This window comes from Achromobacter sp. UMC71, from assembly GCF_014170305.1.
Classification (GTDB): domain Bacteria; phylum Pseudomonadota; class Gammaproteobacteria; order Burkholderiales; family Burkholderiaceae_B; genus Achromobacter.
Map to the genome: position 1 here is coordinate 67,653 of NZ_LZZT01000036.1, position 16,042 is coordinate 83,694.

Genomic DNA, 16,042 nt, shown 5'->3' on the forward strand with positions numbered 1-16,042 from the left:
CGTCGCCCTGGCGGTCAATGTATCGCAAGGTCCGGCGGCCGTGGTGCAAAATAGGGGTTTCCCGGACAGTGAGCGCGGCGCCGGACGGCGGCTGCGAAGGAAACACCATGGCATTCGATTTTGACCTGTTTGTGATCGGCGCGGGCTCGGGCGGCGTGCGCGCGGCCCGTTTCGCGGCCGGTTTCGGCGCCCGCGTGGCCGTGGCGGAAAGCCGCTATCTGGGCGGCACTTGCGTCAACGTGGGCTGCGTGCCCAAGAAGCTCCTGGTCTACGGCGCCCACTACAGCGAAGATTTCGAGCAGGCGCACGGCTTTGGCTGGACCGCCGGCGAACCCAGCTTCGACTGGGCGACGCTGATCGCCAACAAAAACCGCGAGATCCAGCGCCTTAACGGCATTTACCGCAATTTGCTGGTCAATAGCGGCGTGACGCTGCTCGAAGCCCACGCCCGCATCAAGGACCCGCACACCGTCGAGGTCGACGGCAAGTCCTACACCGCCGCCCATATCCTGGTGGCCACGGGCGGCTGGCCGCAGGTGCCGGACCTTCCCGGCAAGGAACACGCCATCACCTCGAACGAGGCGTTCTTCCTGCCCGCGCTGCCCAAGCGCGTGCTGGTGGTGGGCGGCGGCTACATCGCGGTGGAATTCGCTTCTATTTTCAATGGCATGGGCGCGCAGACCACGCAGGTCTACCGTGGCCCGCTGTTCCTGCGCGGCTTTGATGGCGCGGTGCGCGAACATCTGCGCGACGAGCTCACCAAGAAGGGCATCGACCTGCGCTTTGACGCCGAGGTCGCGCGCATCGACAAGCGCGCCGACGGCACGCTTGCCGCCACGCTGAAGGACGGCTCGGTGATCGAGACCGATTGCGTGTTCTACGCCACCGGCCGCCGTCCGATGCTGGACAACCTGGGGCTGGAAAACACCGGCGTGAAGCTGAACGACAAGGGCTTCATCGACGTGGACGACGAATACCGCACGGCCGAGCCGTCGATCCTGGCGCTGGGCGACGTCATCGGCCGGGTGCCGCTGACGCCGGTGGCGCTGGCCGAGGGCATGGCGGTGGCGCGCCGCCTGTTCCGTCCCGAGGAATACCGCAAGGTGGACTACAAGCTGATCCCGACCGCCGTGTTCAGCCTGCCCAATATCGGCACGGTGGGCCTGACCACCGAAGAGGCGCGCGAGGCCGGCCACGAGATCAAGCTGTTCGAAAGCCGTTTCCGCCCGATGAAGCTGACGCTGACCGAGTCGCAGGAAAAGACCCTGATGAAGCTGATTGTGGACGCCAAGACCGACCGTGTGCTGGGCGTGCACATGGTGGGCCCGGATGCCGGCGAGATCGTGCAGGGCATCGCCATCGCGCTGAAGGCGGGCGCCACCAAGCAGGTGTTCGACGAGACCATCGGGATCCATCCGACGGCGGCCGAAGAGTTCGTGACGCTGCGCACGCCGGTCGCGAACTAGGGCAGGCCGGCGCCCGCGCCGGTCCAGGCGGCGCGGGGGGCCTGGCGCGGACATCGTCCGCGCTACAGCCGTTCGATCATGGCGCGCGCCGCGGCCGGCGCACGTTCCTTGGCGCCATTGATGAAAAACGCAAAGACGTCCTGCGGTTTCGCGCCGCCGGCGGCCTTGTGCGCGCCGACGCGCGGCAGGTCGGCCGGGTCGCCGCCGCGCGCCCAGGTGCGCAGCCGGTCGGCCCACGCGTCCAGCACCTTGGGCGCGTAACCGGCCTTGAAGGCGGTGCTGGCGCGCATCAGCCGAGCATAGACAAAGGCGCCGGTGCGATCGGCCAGCGAGGGATAGTCTTCGCTGTCGGTGTAGACGGTGGCCGCGCCGTGACGGCGCGCCAGATCCAGGTATTGCTCGCAGGCGAAGCTGGGGTGGCGCACGTCCAGCACGTGGCGCAGCGGCAGGCCGTCGACCGCGTCGGGCAGCAGCGCCAGGAAGGCGCCGAAGTCGTCCGGATTGAACACTTTGGTGGGCGCGAACTGCCACACGATCGGGCCCAGCTTGGGGCCGAGTTCGGCGATGCCGGAATGCACGAATCGGTGGATCGATTCCCCCGCGCCGGCCAGCTCACGGCGGTTGGTGGCGTAGCGCGAGGCTTTGAGCGAAAACACGAAACCGTCGGGCGTTTCATCGCGCCACTTGGCGAAGGTGGCCGGCTTCTGGCTGCTGTAATAGGTGCCGTTGATTTCGATGGCGGTGAGCTGGCTGCTGGCGTATTCCAGCTCGCGGGCGTGGGGCAGGCCTTCGGGGTAGAAGGCGCCGCGCCAGGGGGCGTAGGTCCAGCCGCCGATGCCGACCCGGATGGCGGCCGGTTTGTGCGCCGGTGGCGATTTGCGTAGCGGCATGTGCGAGTCCTCCCTGGTAGTGCCCCTCAGCCACTCTATCCCTGTCCGGGCGCGTCTCCCATCCGTCCACATTTAAAAGAAGCGGCTGTCAGTGTTTATTCAGCCAGGGTGTTGCCTGGATGCCGCGCCGGCTGCGCGGACCGGCCGCGCCGCGCAAAAATACCGGCTGTTCCGATACAGATTTCGGATAACGTGCAGAGCATCCCTTCACTGCCGTCCGGCCTGCGCCGGTTCATCATGCCCGACATTGCCAATCTTTTGACTTTCGCCCTGGTCGCCTTGGGCATGGTGCTCACGCCCGGGCCCAACATGATCTATCTGGTGTCGCGTTCGATCTCGCAGGGCCCCAAGGCCGGGCTGATTTCCTTGGGCGGCGTGGCGGTGGGTTTCGTGTTCTATGTGCTGTGCGCGGCGTTCGGCATCACGGTGCTGCTGATGGCCGTGCCCTACGCCTATGACGCGCTGCGCTTTGGCGGCGCGCTATATCTGCTGTACCTGGCCTGGCAGGCGGTGCGCCCGGGCGGCCGTTCGCCCTTCCAGGTGCGCGAGCTGCCGGCCAGCAGCCCGCGCACGCTGTTCTCGATGGGGCTGGTGACCAATCTGCTTAATCCCAAGGTGGCGGTGATGTACGTGTCGCTGCTGCCGCAGTTCATCCAGCCCGACCACGGCAGCGTGTTCACACAGTCGCTCGCGCTGGGGTTGACGCAGGTGGCGGTCAGCCTGTCGGTCAACGCCGTCATCGCGATCATGGCCGGGTCCATCGCCGGTTTCCTGAATGGCCGGCCGCTATGGATGGTGGTGCAGCGCTGGCTGATGGGTACGGTGCTGGCCGGCCTGGCGCTGCGCATGGCGCTGGACTCGCGCCGCTAGGGCCTGTGCAAGGCTGGTTTCGGTGTCAACAGGCCCTGGGCCAACCCCTTTTAGGACGCTTCCATGGATTCGCCACCTTCGTATCTGCCCGGCATGCTGCTGGCCTATTCGGCCTTCGTGCTGGCCACCGTCAGCCCGGGCCCCGCGGTGCTGGCCACGTTGGGCACCGCGATGGGCGCGGGGCGCCGCGCTGGCGTGATGCTGGGCCTGGGCGTGGCGATGGGCTCGTGCAGCCTGGGTGTGCTGACCGCGCTGGGCCTGTCGGTGGTGCTGGCGTCCTACGCCGGCGCGTTGATCGCGATCAAGATCGCCGGCGGCCTGTACCTGCTGTGGCTGGCCTTCAAATCCTTGCGCTCGGCCACCCGCCGCCAGCCGCTGCCGGCGATGGCAGGCGGCGCGCGCCGTGGCGCGCTCGGGTATTTCGCGCGCGGCTGGGCGGTGCAGATCAGCAACCCCAAGGCCATCCTGGCCTGGATCGCCATCATCTCGCTGGGCTTGAAGCCCGGCGCGCCGCACTGGGTGGCGCCGGTCATCGTCATCGCCTGCACACTGACGGGCATGGCGTTCTACAGCCTGTGCGCCGTGGTGTTTTCCAGCGCGGCGATGGCGCGCGGCTACGCCCGTGCGCGCCGCGCGATCGACGGCGTGTTGGGCGTGTTCTTCATGCTGGCCGCCGTCAAGCTGCTGACCAGCAAGGCCTAGGGCCTGTTCACACTAGAAGGCGCCTCGCATGAGTACCCAAATGAGTGGCTATCAAGGCGCGAAGCGCAGTCGTGGCCGCCCCCCGGCGAGCATTCGCAACGCTGAGAGGCGCTCATTTGGGTACTCACCCTGCGGGCAGGCCGGTAATCGGGCGCCAGGCGTCGTTGCGCTCACCTTGCGTGGCACAGCCACGCGGCGGCGACCGCGCCTAGCCTGGCGCCCGATTACCGGCCTGTGCGAGGCGCCTTCTAGTGTGAACAGGCCCTCGCCCGCGCATGGGCCGCGCGCGATGCGCCGGGCAACGTCAGGCCCGCAGCGTCTTCGCCAGTTTTCCCAACTGCTTGACCAGCGCCGGAAAGCGGTCGGCGCTGGTGTTGCCGTAGCCCATCACCAGGCCATTGTCTTGCGGCTGCGGCGTGACGGCGAAGGTGGACAGCGCGTTGGGATTCATGCCCAGCTTGCGGGCCTGTTCAACAATGGCGCGGTCCGGGATGTCGGGTGGCAGCCGCACGGTCAGGTGCAGGCCGCTGTGGCCGCCCAGGACCTCGTGGTCCACGCCCAGATGCTGCGCCAGCGCCTCGCGCAGCGCGGCCTGGCGCTCGCGGTACAGCCGCCGCATGCGGCCCAGGTGGCGCGAAAACTGGCCGTTTTCGATAAAGGCGGCCATGGTCAGCTGTTCCAGCCGGTGGCCGCCGCGCAGCATTTCCACGATCGACGGCATGGCCGGCCCGGCGATGGCCTGCGGCAGCACCAGGAAGCCCAGGCGCAGGGCAGGGAACATGGTCTTGCTGAAGGTGCCCACGTACAGCACCGGCGCGTCGGGCAGCAGGCCTTGCATGGCGGCGATGGGCTCGCCCTGGTGGCGGAATTCGCTGTCGTAGTCGTCTTCGATGATCCAGGCGCCGGCCAGGCGAGCCCGCTCCAGCAGGTCCAGCCGTCGCGCCAGCGACAGCACTGCGCCGGTGGGGTACTGGTGCGTGGGCGTGGTCTGGATCAGGCGCGGCGCCTGCTTGTCCCAGGCGTCGTCAGCAATGGCGATGCCGTCGGCGTCCACCCGCATGGCCACCACGTTCAGGTCGCCCGCGTGGAAGGCGGCCTTGGCGCCGCGGTAGCCGGGTTCTTCCAGCCAGGCGGTGTCGCCCGGGTTGGTCAGCAGCTGCACGCACAGGGCCAGCGCGCCTTGCGCCCCTTCGGTGATGACGATGCGCTCTGCGTCGCAGCGCACGCCGCGCGACACGCGCAGGTACTGGGCGATGGCTTCGCGCAGCGCGGGTTCACCCACGGGCGGGCCGTAACCCAGCGTGGCGGCGGGAGCGGCTTGCAGGGCGCGGTCTTGCGCCCGGCGCCAGGCGTTGAGAGGGAATTGGGTCAGCGCCGGGGTGCCGGGCGTGAGCGGCAGCGCGCCGTCGTTGGGCGCGCGGGTGGCGACGATGCGCGACAGCCGCTGGGCGGTACGAAACGCGGGGGCCTCGGGAGGCGTGGCCTGCTTGGCCGCGCTGGCGGCCGCCGCGGACAGGGGCGCGACCCGGGTGCCCTGGCGGTCGGCGATGACGTAGCCTTCGGCGGTTAGTTGCTCGTAGGCGATCAGCACGGTGTTGCGCGAAATCGCCAGCTCGTCGGCCAGCACGCGCGAGGCGGGCAGCTTGCCGCCCGCCGGCAACTGGCCGGCCAGGATAGCTTGCTTGAGGCGCTGGATCAGCTGGCGCTGGCGCGGCAGCGCGCCGGGCCCGCGCGCCAGGGGGCTGGACAACAAGGCGGCACTGTCTATCATGGCTCTATTAAATTCAGGGATCGTGGTGCTTTTTATCATGCCACGATTTCGCTATCGTGAGGGCATGTCGGGGCCTGCTTCCATGTGACGGCCCTGCTTGCGTCGCCACCGCGGGCGGCGCTTTCCAACCTGGATGAGGCTCAGCAAGCATGCAACCCCGCGTCAATGCTTTTCAACAACCCATCGGCCATGACCTGCCTGGCTGGACGCCGCGCCCGCGTCCTCCGGTGACGCCCATCGAGGGCCGCTATTGCCGCCTGGAGCCCCTATCCGCCGAGCGCCATGCGGCCGACCTGTTTCACGCGTTCAGCCAGGCGCCCGATGGCCGCGACTGGACCTACATGAGCGTGGGCCCCTTCGCCGACGCGGCGGCGTACCGCCAGTTCGCCGAGCAGTCGCAGGCGCACGCCGCCAGCGATCCGATGCATCACGCCGTCATCGACCTGGCCACCGGACGCGCCGTTGGTTCGCTGTCGCTGATGCGCATCGATCCGGCCAACGGCGTCATCGAGGTCGGCTTCGTGGCGTTCTCGCCGCTGCTCAAGCGCACCCGCATCGCGACCGAGGCGCAATACCTGCTGATGCGCCGCGTGTTCGATGAACTGGGCTACCGCCGCTACGAATGGAAGTGCGACAGCCTGAACGCGCCGTCGCGCACCGCCGCCGCCCGCCTCGGCTTTCAGTTCGAAGGCATCTTCCGCCAGGCGACCGTGTACAAGGGCCGCAGCCGTGACACGGCCTGGTTCTCGATTATCGACAGCGAATGGCCGGCCCTGCGCACCGCCTACGAGCACTGGCTCAACCCCGCCAACTTCGATGCCGAAGGCGGCCAGCGCCAGGGCCTGGCGGACCTGATCGCCCAGGAAAAGGCCGCGTGCGCCTGATCCCGGTGGCGTTGGCCCTGTTCTGGGGCCTGAACTGGCCGGCGGTGAAGATCGTGCTGTCGATCTGCCCGCCGTTCACCCTGCGCCTGCTGGGCCTGGGCAGCGGCGCCTTGCTGCTGCTGGCGCTGGCGCGCGCCAAGCGGCTGCCGCTGCTGCCGCCGCGCGGCTCGTGGCTGGGCATCGTGGTGGGCGGCATCCTGGCCGTGGCGGTGTTCAACCTGGCGGTGGCCTGGGCGCAGCTCAGCACCAGCACGTCGCGCGCGGCGGTGCTGACCTTCACCATGCCGATGATGTCGGCGCTGCTGGCCTGGCTGGTGCTGGGCGAACGCCTGGACCGCCGCCGCGGGCTGGCCTTGCTGCTGGGCGGGCTGGGCGTGGCGGTGCTGGCCTGGCCGGTGCTGCGCGCCGTCTTCGGCGAACACGACCTGGCCGCTGCGCGGGGCCTGGTGTTTCCGCTCACCGCCGCCTTCGGGTGGGCCGCCGGCACGGTCTACCTGAAGCGCTGGCCGGTGGCCGGGCACCGCATCGTGGTGACGGCCTGGCAACTGGTGGTGGGCGCGGCCTGCGCGCTGGCCGGTGTGCTGCTGGCCGGCGAGTCGTTTCCCGTGCAAGGGTGGGATGGCCGGGTGGCGGCGGCGCTGACGTTCCATATCGTGCTGGGCACGGCGGTGGCGTATTGGCTGTGGTTCGTGCTGAGCGAACGGGTCAGCGCCACGGTGGCGGCGCTGACGACGCTGATGGTGCCGGTGGTGGGCGTGCTGGGCGCGATGGCGCTGGTGGGCGATCGTCCGGCCCCGGCCGATTGGTGGGGCTTTGCGCTGGTGCTGGCGGGGGCGGCGTTGATCGTGCTGAACCTGGGGGGCAAGAAAAGCCTGGCGCGCGGGGCGGGCTAGCACGGCCGTTCAGGGTTTGGCCGCGCGCCGCAGTTTTTCGCGCAGCAGGCCCGCGCCGCTGACCAGCGAGATCCCGGCCAGCACCATCAAGGCGCCCACGACGAAGGCGCCGTCCAGCGGCTCGTCCAGGATCAGCACGCCGAACGACACGCCGAACAGCGGCGTCATGAACGACAGGATCGACAGGCGCGACGCCAGGTAGCGGCGCAGCAGCCAGAACCACGCCAGGTAGCTGGACAGCGCCACCACCACCGATTGGAATGCCACGCTGAGCACGGCCGCCTGGGTATAGCGGATGCCGGCGTTGCCCGTTGCCGCGGCATAGCCGAGCAGCAGCACGGCGGCCACCGCCATCTGATAGAACAGCGTCTTGGACGGCGCGGCTTCCGACAGCGCGCTGCGGCGGATCGCCACCGTGGTGGCGCCCCACAGCAGCCCGGCCAGCAGGCCCAGGCCGTCGCCCAGCAGCATGTCGCTGCCGCCGGCTTGCGGACGGCCATTGCCCAGGAACGCCACCGCGATGCCGCCGAACGCCACCGCCACGCCCAGCCACTGCAGCGGCGTCATGCGCTCTTCGGGCATGCGCCAGTGCAGGCCCAGCGCGGTGAAGATGGGCGCGGTGTACAGGAACACGGACATGTGCGAGGCGGTGGTGTAGACCAAGCCTTGCGCGACCGCCAGGAATTCCAGGCCGAAGAGCCCGCCCACCAGCAGGCCGGCGCCCAGCGTGCCGTCGCGCAGCGCGCGTCGGCCTTCGCTGCGCCAGACGAAGACGGCCAGCACCAGCGCGGCGAACGCCGAGCGCAGGCCGACCTGCATGATCGGCGAAATGTCGGCGGCCACCAGCTTGATGGCGATCTGCTGGAAGCCCCAGCAGATGCACAGCACCAGCATGACGCTGGTGGCCAGCGTGTCCAGCGGACGGCGCAGGGGTGTCATGGCGCGCCCCGGCTCAAGGCAGTTCGGCGGGGTAGCTGTCCAGCGCCAGCCCGATCTGTTGGCGCAGGTCCCATTCGGCCAGGGTCGATTGCACCGGGCCGAAGAATGCGCCGTCGCGCGTGACGAACATGGCGGGCAGGTGGAAGACCTCGTAGCGCTGGACCAGGCCGCCGTTGTCGCCGGCATCGACCCAGCACACGCGTTCGACCGGCAGGTCCAGCTTGGGCAGCTGTTCGCGCGCGATGCGGCAGGTGCCGCAGGTGCGGCTGTGGAACACCAGCAGGGTCAGCCCGGGGGTGTCCAGCAGGTAGCGGTCGGCAGTGCTGTCGTTCAGTTCTATCTGTTCCATGGCGTCAAGAGTGTCCTGGTTGGCGCAAGCGTTAACGAGACAGAACCCGGTCCAGTTCCAGCACCGTCTGATACAGCACGCGGGTGCCGTCCAGCAGCTGGGCGGGTTCGATCCATTCTTCGGGGCAGTGGCTGCGGCCGTTCAGGCAGGGGATGAAGATCATGCCGATGGGGCCGGTAGGCGCCATGTAGACCGCATCGTGGCCGGCGCCGCTGGGCAGGCGCATGCTGGCGTAGCCCAGCTGGTCGGCGGCGGCCTTCACCGCATCCATCACCAGCGGCGCGCAGTCGGTGGGCTGGGCGCGGCTCAGTTGCGTGAAGCCGGCAGTCAGGCGCAGCGCTTTCAGGTCTTGCTCGACGGCAGCCATCAACGTTTCGGCAAACGCATCCAGCACCGCGTTGCTGTCGCTGCGCATTTCCAGCGTCAGTTCGACGCGGCCGGGCACGGCGTTGGCGGCGTTGGGCGTCATGGCCAGCTTGCCGACGGTGGCGACCACGTAGTGCGGATTGCCGCTGGCGGCGCTGGCCTGGCGGCTGGCGGCGTCGATGATGCGGGCCGCGCCGACCAGGGCGTCGCGGCGGATGTCCATGGGCGTGGTGCCGGCGTGGTCGGGCTGGCCTTCGACCACGATCAGCACGCGGCGGATGCCGACGATGTTGGTGACCACGCCGATGGGCAACTGGCGGCTTTCCAGCACGGGGCCCTGCTCGATGTGCAGTTCGACAAAGGCCGCGGTGCCGTGGGCGCCGCGCAGGGGCGCGGTGAGCGCTGCTGGATCGCCGCCGATGCGGGCGATGCCTTGGGCCAGGGTTTCGCCGTCGGCGTTGCACGCGGCCAGCATGTCGGCGCTGAGCTGGCCGCTGAGCGCGCGGCTGCCGACACAGGAAATGCCATAGTCGCTGGGTTCTTCGGACAGGAAGTCGATGACCTCGAAGTCGTGTTCCAGTTCGATGCCGTGTTCTTGCAGCGTGTGGGCGACCTCGATGCCGGCTAGCACGCCGATGATGCCGTCAAAGCGTCCGCCGCTGGGCACGGTGTCGCAGTGCGAGCCGGTGGCAATCGGCTTGCGAGCGGGGTTGCGGCCGGCGCGGGTGCCGATCAGGTTGCCGCCGGCATCCAGGCGGGTCGTCAGGCCCGCGGCCTCGAATTCGCTGCGCAGCCACGCGCGCGCTTGCAGGAACAGTGGCGAAAACGCGCGGCGGGTCCAGGGCTGATCGGCCACGGTGAAGCGCGACAGGGTTTCGACGCGGGCCCACAGGCGTTCGGCGTTCAGGGGCGGAAAGGAGACGGGGGCGGTAGAAGAGGCAGGGGAGGAAGAAGGCATGGCGTGAGGCAGGGGACGTTCCGGGAAAAGCATCGGCGATTATGGCATGCAGGGCAACGCGGACCGGGCGGTGCTGCGACACGATTCGACCCCGCCTGGAGGCGGGAAGAGGGCGGGGCCTCGCGACGAGCGGCGCATCACGCGGCAACCAGTCCCAGGCGCATGCGCCGGGCCCAGCGTTGCATCATCAGCACGGCGACCACCGCCAGGCCGATCGCCAATCCGCTCCAGATGCCCACGCCGCGCCAGCCGGCCTGGAAGGCCAGCCAGGCGCCGCAGGGCAAACCCACGCCCCAGTAGCCGATGGCCGCGTACACCATCGGCACGCGGGTATCGTGCAGACCGCGCAGCATGCCCGCGCCCAGCACTTGCGCGCCGTCCACGATCTGGAACACGGCGGCCACGGCCAGGTAGCTGACCGCGAACGCCAGCACCCGCGAATTGGCCGGGTCGTGCACATCCATGAACACCGACACCAGCGCATAAGGCACCGTCACCATCAGCAGGGCGGCGATCACCATGGCGCCGATGCCCAGGCCGAACGCGCTCCAGCCGGCGCGCGTGACGGCCGCGGGGTCGCGCGCGCCCTGGGCGTGGCCGACCCGTACCGTCGCGGCTTGCGCCACGCCGTAGGGAATCATGAAGGTGACGCTGGCGATCTGGATGGCGATGGCGTGCGCGGCCAGTTCGGCCTCTCCCAGCCAGCCGATCAGGAAGGCCGCGGCATTGAAGATGGTGACCTCGAACGCGGTCGCTACCGCGATCGGCAGGCCCAGTTTCCAGAACGCCTTCAGCCGCTTCCAGTCGGGTTCGAACAACTCGCCGAACAGGCGGTAGCGGCGAAAACGCCGGTCGCGCAGCACCACGATCACCATGCCCAGGAACAGGCACAGGCTGGCCAGCGCGCTGGCCACGCCCGCGCCGATCAGGCCCAGCGCCGGAAAGCCCAGGTTGCCGAACACCAGCACCCAGTTGCCCAGCACGTTGAACAGGATCGCTCCGACCGCGACGATGAAGGCCCAGCGCGGTTGCTGCAGCGCGGCCATGAACGAACGCAGTACCAGGAACCCCAGGAAGGGCGGCATGCCCCATAGCAGCGCGCGCAGGTATTCGCCGGCCAGCGCGGCCAGTTCGGGCGGCTGGCGCAGCAGGATCAGGATGTGTTCGCCATACCAGAGCGCCAGACAGCCCGGCACGGAAATCAGCACGGCGCTCCAGAAGCCCTGGCGCACCGTGCGGCGCACGTCGCGCACCGAATTGCGCCGCGCGCCTTCGGCTCGGGCGGCCATCGGCGCGGTGGCGCTGACCAGGCCCAGCGCAAAAAAGGCGATGGCCGAATACAGGTTGGCGCCCAGCGCGCTGGCAGCCAGCGGCTGCGACCCCAGGTGGCCGATGAACATCACGTCCGTCACGGTCATCGCGATCTGGGCAAGATTGGTCAACACCAGCGGCAGGGCCAGCAGCAAGGTGGCGATGATTTCACGTTTCCAGGCGGCGCGGCGGGCGAGGGGCATGCAGGGTCTCTTGTTATTAGAGACCGCATCTTAGACGCTGGTCGGGGTTAACCCGAGGATTCCCCCTGCCGCGTCCGGGGCTTCACCGCTTGCGCCAGGCGGGTTCGCGCTTTTCCAGGAACGCGCCCACGCCTTCGCGGGCCTCGTCCGAGCTGCGCACGGCGGCGATGCGTTCGACCGAGTCGGCGATCAGGTCCGCGTCCAGCGGCCGGCCGGCGAAGTCGCGCACCAGCCGCTTGCTGGCCTGCACGGCCTGCGGGCCGTTGTCGCACAGGGCGCGGCAGACTTCCTCGGCCTCGTCGTGCAGGTCGGCTGCCGGCACCACGCCATGCAGCAGGCCCATGCGGTACGCGGCGGCGGCGTCGAAACGCTCGGCGGTCAGGAAGTAGCGGTTGGCGGCACGCTCGCCCATGGCGCGGATCACATAGGGGCTGATGGTGGCCGGCAGCAGGCCCAGGCGGGTTTCCGAGAGGCAGAAGTGGGCGTGGTCCGCGGCGATGGCGATGTCGCACGCGGCCACCAGGCCCAGCCCGCCCGCGTAGGCGTCGCCGTTGACGGCGGCCACCACTGGCTTGGAGCAGGACCACACCGCGCGCAGCATGCCGGCCAGACGGGTGGCGTCGGCGCGGTTGTCGGCGTCGGTAAGCGTGGCCATCTTGCGCATCCAGTTCAGGTCGCCGCCGGCGCAGAAGGCCTTGCCCGCGCCGGTCAGCAGCACCACGCGTACCTTGGGGTCATCCGCCGCCTGCCGCATGGCCGCGCTCAGGGCCGCGATCAGGGTGTCGTCAAAGGCGTTGCGCACATCGGGGCGATTCAGCGTCAGGCGGGCGACGGGGCCGTCGACGGCGGCCTCCAGCGGGGCTTGCGTAGCCATGCGGGTCTCCTGGTTATTGATTTATGCTCAATTAATAACCTGAATGCAGTCGTTGAATCCATAGGGTCATACGCTATGCCAGGATGTTTTTTCGATAAATATTGAGCTATCCTCAAAAAAAGAAAGCGATGGAGCGAGACATGAGCCTTACCCCTGGCGGCGATGCCGCCGCAGCGCGTTACGCGTCGGTGTTCCGGCCCGGCCTGTTCGACGGCAAGACCGTCATGGTGACCGGCGGCGGCAGTGGGCTGGGCCGCTGCACCGCGCACGAACTGGCCGCCTTGGGCGCGGGCCTGGCGTTGGTGGGCCGCAAGCCGGAAAAGCTGGAGGCCGCGCGCGACGAGATCACGCGCATCTATCCCGAGGCCGCCGGCCGCGTCACGCTGCACGCCTGCGACATCCGCGGCGAAACCGGCGTGCGCGGCGCGGTGGCCGATGCGCTGGCCGCGCACGGCGCCATCGATGGCCTGTTCAATTGCGCGGGTGGCCAGTTTCCGGCGGCGCTGCAAGACATCAGCTTCAACGGCTGGAACGCGGTGGTGCAGAACAACCTGCACGGCACCTTCCTGGTGGCGCGCGAGGTCTATGTGCAGCACATGCGCCAGCACGGCGGGGCCATCGTCAACATGCTGGCTGACATCTGGGGCGGGATGCCCGGCATGGGGCATTCGGGCGCGGCCCGCGCCGGGGTCTGGAACCTGACCGAAACCGCGGCCTGTGAATGGGCCCATGCCGGCGTGCGGGTGAACGCGGTGGCGCCGGGCTGGATCGCGTCCAGCGGCATGGACAGCTACGACGAGGACTATCGCCAGGTGCTGCGCGAACTCAGGACCAAGGTGCCGCTGCAGCGTTTCGGCACCGAGGCCGAACTGGCGGCGGCCGTGGTGTTCTTGTTGTCACCCGCGGCGGGGTTCATCAATGGCAGCGTCATCCGGGTGGATGGCGGGGTGCCGAACGCGCGCCATTCGTGGACGCTGCGGCCGGCCGAGAGAAGCCTGGCCTACGACGGCTTTCCTCAGTATTCGCCGCCGTCCTTGTTCTCGGAAGACTGAAGCCGATGCAGGGCGTCTTGCACTTCACCGCGAAACCGCGCCAACGCCAGCGCGTCGCGCTGCGGCGGTTGCAGGGCCTGCCACAGGAAGTCGACCAGCTGGTCGGCGGTGGCCGCCACGTCGACTCGCGCGTCGCGCAGGATGGCGTCCCACAGCACGTGTTCCATCGGGCCGTACACGGCCGAGCGCAGGAGCCGCAGCGGCATGTCCTGGCGGATGTGGCCGTCGGCCTGGCCCTGCGCCAGAATGCGCATCAGCGGCGCGGTGTAGCGGCGCTGCAGGCCGGCGTAGACCTCGCCGAAATCGTCGTTGCGGGCGCGGCCTTCGGACAGGATGAAGGCGCACAGCCCGGTGCCTTCGGCCAGCAGGTGGCGCAGGTGGGCGTGCACCAGGTAATGCAACTGGGCCCGCGGGCCCTGCACGTGCGGCAGCCTGTCTTCGACCTTGGCGATGATTTCGTCGTACCAGTCGCTGATGACGCGCACGCACAGCTCGCGCTTGCCGCCGAAGTACGTGAACACCGTGCCTTCGGACACCCCCAGGCGCTGCGCGATCTCAGTGGTGGTGGCGGCCTGGAAGCCCGCCTCGGAGAACACCTGCCGCGCCACCCGCAGGATGTCCCGGATCCGTTGTTCGGACTTGGCGCTGGCCGGCAGGCGGCGCATCGGGACGGGAGCGGTTTTTTCCATGGGGCAGAGGGCGGGGCGGACGGATTCGGGTGTGATCGACGCCCACTATCATAACGACACGAACACAAGAATAACGACACGGAGACCCCTCATCATGCTGTCCAGAACCGACACCTACGCGCAATTGACGTCTTCCTTCCGATGGCGCGTGCCGGCGGCCTACAACATCGGCGTGGACGCCTGCGACAAGTGGGCCGACGGTAGCGGCCGCCTGGCGCTGATCCACGAAAAGAGCGATGGCGCGCAGACGCGCTACAGCTTTGACCAGATCAAGGCGCGCTCCAATCAATTGGCCAATGCGCTGCGGCGCCAGGGCGTGGGCCGCGGCGACCGGGTAGCGGTGTACTTGCCGCAGGCGCCCGAGACGGCCGTGACGCACATCGGCGTCTACAAGCTGGGCGCGGTGGCGGTGCCGCTGTTCACGCTGTTTGGCGTGGACGCCATCCAGTACCGCCTGGCCGACAGCGGCGCCGCGGCACTGGTGACTGACGCCGAAGGCTGCCGGCGCCTGACCGGGATCCGCGCCAGCCTGCCGGACCTGAAGGTGGTCTATTGCATCGACGGCGCGGGCGAGGGCGGGGCCCTGCCGTTCCATGACGCGCTCGATGCCGAGTCCGAGGCGTTTGAACCGGTGGCGACCGCCGCCGACGACCCGGCGGTCATCATCTATACGTCGGGCACCACCGGCAAGCCCAAGGGCGCGCTGCATGCGCACCGCGTGCTGCTGGGTCACCTGCCGGGCGTGGAGATGTCGCACGAGTTCTTTCCCGAGCAGGCGCGGCTGATGTGGACGCCGGCCGATTGGGCCTGGATCGGCGGCCTGCTGGACGTGTTGTTGCCGGCCTGGCACCACGGCGTGCCGGTGCTGGCGCGGCGTTTCGAGAAATTCGACGGCGCCTCGGCGTTCGACCTGATGGCGCGCCATGGAGTCACGCATACCTTTCTGCCGCCCACCGCGCTCAAGATGATGCGCGGCATGGCCAACCCGCCCGCGCCGGGCACGCTGGCGCTGCGCTCGGTGGCCAGCGGCGGCGAATCGCTGGGCGCCGAGCTGATCGACTGGGGCCGCCGGGTGCTGGGCGTGACCATCAACGAGTTCTACGGCCAGACTGAATGCAACATGCTGGTGTCGTCGTGCTCGTCGCTGTTCGACCCCGTCATCGGCGCCATCGGCCGCGCCGCGCCCGGGCACCGGGTCGCCATCGTGGATGACCAGGGGGGCGAAATGGCCGATGGCCAAGAAGGCAACATCGGCGTATTGCGGCCCGACCCGGTGATGTTCCTGGGCTATTGGAACAACCCGCAAGCCACGGCCGAGAAATTCGCGGGCGACTATCTGTTGACCGGCGACCTGGGTGTGCGCGACGCCGAGGGCTTTATCCGCTTCGTCGGCCGCAACGACGATGTGATCACCAGCGCCGGCTACCGCATCGGCCCCGCGCCCATCGAAGACTGCCTGATCGGCCACCCCGCGGTGCGCATGGCGGCGGTGGTGGGCGTGCCCGACGCCGAGCGCACCGAGATCGTGATGGCCTACGTGGTGCTGAACGAAGGCGTCGACGGCGACGACGCCCTGGTCAAAGCCTTGCAGGCGCACGTGCGCACCCGCCTGGCGGCGCATGAATACCCGCGCAGGATCCGCTTTGTAACCAGTTTGCCCACCACCGCCACGGGCAAGATCATCCGCCGGGCGCTGCGCGACGGCAGCCATGCCTGAGCCGTCTCAACCCGTGACAAACTCGTCCGTCTGGTTGGGTTGACGGCCAACCTAGCGCTGCAAGTATGATGGCGCAAACATGTATACGGCCCCATGCAAACGGGGCCG

15 protein-coding genes are annotated in these 16,042 nt (G+C 69.0%); 7 read left to right on the forward strand and 8 right to left on the reverse strand.

Going from position 1 to position 16,042, the window contains the following annotated elements:
- The first annotated feature begins 107 nt into the window (after nucleotides 1-107).
- Nucleotides 108-1,466 (forward strand): glutathione-disulfide reductase, encoded by a 1,359-nt coding sequence (gene gorA, locus A9974_RS17675; protein ID WP_183005468.1) that lies wholly within the window; start codon nucleotides 108-110, stop codon nucleotides 1,464-1,466.
- Nucleotides 1,467-1,528: 62 nt separating this feature from the next.
- Here gorA and A9974_RS17680 read toward each other — a convergent pair whose 3' ends face one another.
- The gene (locus A9974_RS17680; protein WP_183005469.1) at nucleotides 1,529-2,356 is read right to left on the reverse strand and encodes a DUF72 domain-containing protein; all 828 of its coding nucleotides are present in this window, start codon (nucleotides 2,354-2,356) and stop codon (nucleotides 1,529-1,531) included.
- 237 nt (nucleotides 2,357-2,593) lie between these two features.
- Here A9974_RS17680 and A9974_RS17685 point away from each other — a divergent pair, with 237 nt between their 5' ends.
- Entirely contained in the window at nucleotides 2,594-3,226 is a 633-nt protein-coding gene (locus tag A9974_RS17685) for a LysE family translocator (protein ID WP_183005502.1), read from the forward strand.
- 63 nt (nucleotides 3,227-3,289) lie between these two features.
- The gene (locus tag A9974_RS17690; RefSeq protein WP_183005470.1) at nucleotides 3,290-3,928 is read left to right on the forward strand and encodes a LysE family translocator; all 639 of its coding nucleotides are present in this window, start codon (nucleotides 3,290-3,292) and stop codon (nucleotides 3,926-3,928) included.
- Nucleotides 3,929-4,232: 304 nt separating this feature from the next.
- Here the strand turns inward: A9974_RS17690 and A9974_RS17695 are convergent, their stop codons facing one another.
- Nucleotides 4,233-5,738: a PLP-dependent aminotransferase family protein gene (locus A9974_RS17695; protein WP_183005471.1), complete on the reverse strand. Its 1,506-nt coding sequence runs from the start codon at nucleotides 5,736-5,738 to the stop codon at nucleotides 4,233-4,235.
- Nucleotides 5,739-5,848: 110 nt separating this feature from the next.
- On the opposite strand from A9974_RS17695, the gene A9974_RS17700 reads away from it, so the two are divergent.
- Both A9974_RS17700 and A9974_RS17705 read left to right on the forward strand, forming a co-directional pair.
- The gene (locus tag A9974_RS17700) at nucleotides 5,849-6,583 is read left to right on the forward strand and encodes a GNAT family N-acetyltransferase (RefSeq protein ID WP_183005472.1); all 735 of its coding nucleotides are present in this window, start codon (nucleotides 5,849-5,851) and stop codon (nucleotides 6,581-6,583) included.
- Nucleotides 6,574-7,476, forward strand: a complete 903-nt coding sequence (locus tag A9974_RS17705) for a DMT family transporter (RefSeq protein ID WP_183005473.1) — start codon at nucleotides 6,574-6,576, stop codon at nucleotides 7,474-7,476. The genes A9974_RS17700 and A9974_RS17705 overlap by 10 nt, the downstream gene beginning before the upstream one ends.
- Nucleotides 7,477-7,485: 9 nt before the next feature.
- Here the strand turns inward: A9974_RS17705 and A9974_RS17710 are convergent, their stop codons facing one another.
- The 5 genes from A9974_RS17710 to A9974_RS17730 all read right to left on the reverse strand — a co-directional run bounded on the left by A9974_RS17710 (nucleotide 7,486) and on the right by A9974_RS17730 (nucleotide 12,476).
- Nucleotides 7,486-8,415, reverse strand: coding sequence for a DMT family transporter (locus A9974_RS17710; protein WP_183005474.1), 930 nt, complete (start codon nucleotides 8,413-8,415; stop codon nucleotides 7,486-7,488).
- 13 nt (nucleotides 8,416-8,428) lie between these two features.
- A complete protein-coding gene (locus A9974_RS17715; protein ID WP_183005475.1) occupies nucleotides 8,429-8,764 on the reverse strand; it encodes a co-chaperone YbbN in 336 nt (111 codons plus the stop codon).
- Between the two features lie 31 nt (nucleotides 8,765-8,795).
- On the reverse strand, nucleotides 8,796-10,088 hold the full coding sequence (locus A9974_RS17720; protein WP_183005476.1) for a Zn-dependent hydrolase: 1,293 nt from the start codon (nucleotides 10,086-10,088) through the stop codon (nucleotides 8,796-8,798).
- Nucleotides 10,089-10,225: 137 nt separating this feature from the next.
- A complete protein-coding gene (locus A9974_RS17725; RefSeq protein ID WP_183005477.1) occupies nucleotides 10,226-11,602 on the reverse strand; it encodes an MATE family efflux transporter in 1,377 nt (458 codons plus the stop codon).
- A gap of 82 nt (nucleotides 11,603-11,684) precedes the next feature.
- Nucleotides 11,685-12,476, reverse strand: coding sequence for an enoyl-CoA hydratase/isomerase family protein (locus A9974_RS17730; RefSeq protein WP_183005478.1), 792 nt, complete (start codon nucleotides 12,474-12,476; stop codon nucleotides 11,685-11,687).
- A gap of 140 nt (nucleotides 12,477-12,616) precedes the next feature.
- Here A9974_RS17730 and A9974_RS17735 point away from each other — a divergent pair, with 140 nt between their 5' ends.
- Nucleotides 12,617-13,528 carry an SDR family oxidoreductase gene (locus tag A9974_RS17735; protein ID WP_183005479.1) on the forward strand — a complete coding sequence of 304 codons (912 nt, stop codon included), beginning with the start codon at nucleotides 12,617-12,619 and terminating at the stop codon, nucleotides 13,526-13,528.
- On the opposite strand, the gene A9974_RS17740 is transcribed toward A9974_RS17735, so the two are convergent.
- Nucleotides 13,492-14,217, reverse strand: a complete 726-nt coding sequence (locus A9974_RS17740; protein ID WP_183005480.1) for a TetR/AcrR family transcriptional regulator — start codon at nucleotides 14,215-14,217, stop codon at nucleotides 13,492-13,494. The two genes, A9974_RS17735 and A9974_RS17740, sit on opposite strands and share 37 nt — an antisense overlap.
- Before the next feature lie 94 nt (nucleotides 14,218-14,311).
- Here A9974_RS17740 and A9974_RS17745 point away from each other — a divergent pair, with 94 nt between their 5' ends.
- Nucleotides 14,312-15,934 carry an acyl-CoA synthetase gene (locus tag A9974_RS17745; protein ID WP_183005481.1) on the forward strand — a complete coding sequence of 541 codons (1,623 nt, stop codon included), beginning with the start codon at nucleotides 14,312-14,314 and terminating at the stop codon, nucleotides 15,932-15,934.
- The last annotated feature ends 108 nt before the right edge of the window (nucleotides 15,935-16,042 follow it).

Excerpts from the sequence above, each read along its gene's own strand:
- gorA (WP_183005468.1), top strand. The coding sequence starts at position 108 with ATGGCATTCGATTTTGACCTGTTTGTGATCGGCGCGGGCTCGGGCGGC.
- A9974_RS17680 (WP_183005469.1), bottom strand. The coding sequence starts at position 2,356 with ATGCCGCTACGCAAATCGCCACCGGCGCACAAACCGGCCGCCATCCGG.
- A9974_RS17685 (WP_183005502.1), top strand. The coding sequence starts at position 2,594 with ATGCCCGACATTGCCAATCTTTTGACTTTCGCCCTGGTCGCCTTGGGC.
- A9974_RS17690 (WP_183005470.1), top strand. The coding sequence starts at position 3,290 with ATGGATTCGCCACCTTCGTATCTGCCCGGCATGCTGCTGGCCTATTCG.
- A9974_RS17695 (WP_183005471.1), bottom strand. The coding sequence starts at position 5,738 with ATGATAAAAAGCACCACGATCCCTGAATTTAATAGAGCCATGATAGAC.
- A9974_RS17700 (WP_183005472.1), top strand. The coding sequence starts at position 5,849 with ATGCAACCCCGCGTCAATGCTTTTCAACAACCCATCGGCCATGACCTG.
- A9974_RS17710 (WP_183005474.1), bottom strand. The coding sequence starts at position 8,415 with ATGACACCCCTGCGCCGTCCGCTGGACACGCTGGCCACCAGCGTCATG.
- A9974_RS17715 (WP_183005475.1), bottom strand. The coding sequence starts at position 8,764 with ATGGAACAGATAGAACTGAACGACAGCACTGCCGACCGCTACCTGCTG.
- A9974_RS17720 (WP_183005476.1), bottom strand. The coding sequence starts at position 10,088 with ATGCCTTCTTCCTCCCCTGCCTCTTCTACCGCCCCCGTCTCCTTTCCG.
- A9974_RS17725 (WP_183005477.1), bottom strand. The coding sequence starts at position 11,602 with ATGCCCCTCGCCCGCCGCGCCGCCTGGAAACGTGAAATCATCGCCACC.
- A9974_RS17730 (WP_183005478.1), bottom strand. The coding sequence starts at position 12,476 with ATGGCTACGCAAGCCCCGCTGGAGGCCGCCGTCGACGGCCCCGTCGCC.
- A9974_RS17735 (WP_183005479.1), top strand. The coding sequence starts at position 12,617 with ATGAGCCTTACCCCTGGCGGCGATGCCGCCGCAGCGCGTTACGCGTCG.
- A9974_RS17740 (WP_183005480.1), bottom strand. The coding sequence starts at position 14,217 with ATGGAAAAAACCGCTCCCGTCCCGATGCGCCGCCTGCCGGCCAGCGCC.
- A9974_RS17745 (WP_183005481.1), top strand. The coding sequence starts at position 14,312 with ATGCTGTCCAGAACCGACACCTACGCGCAATTGACGTCTTCCTTCCGA.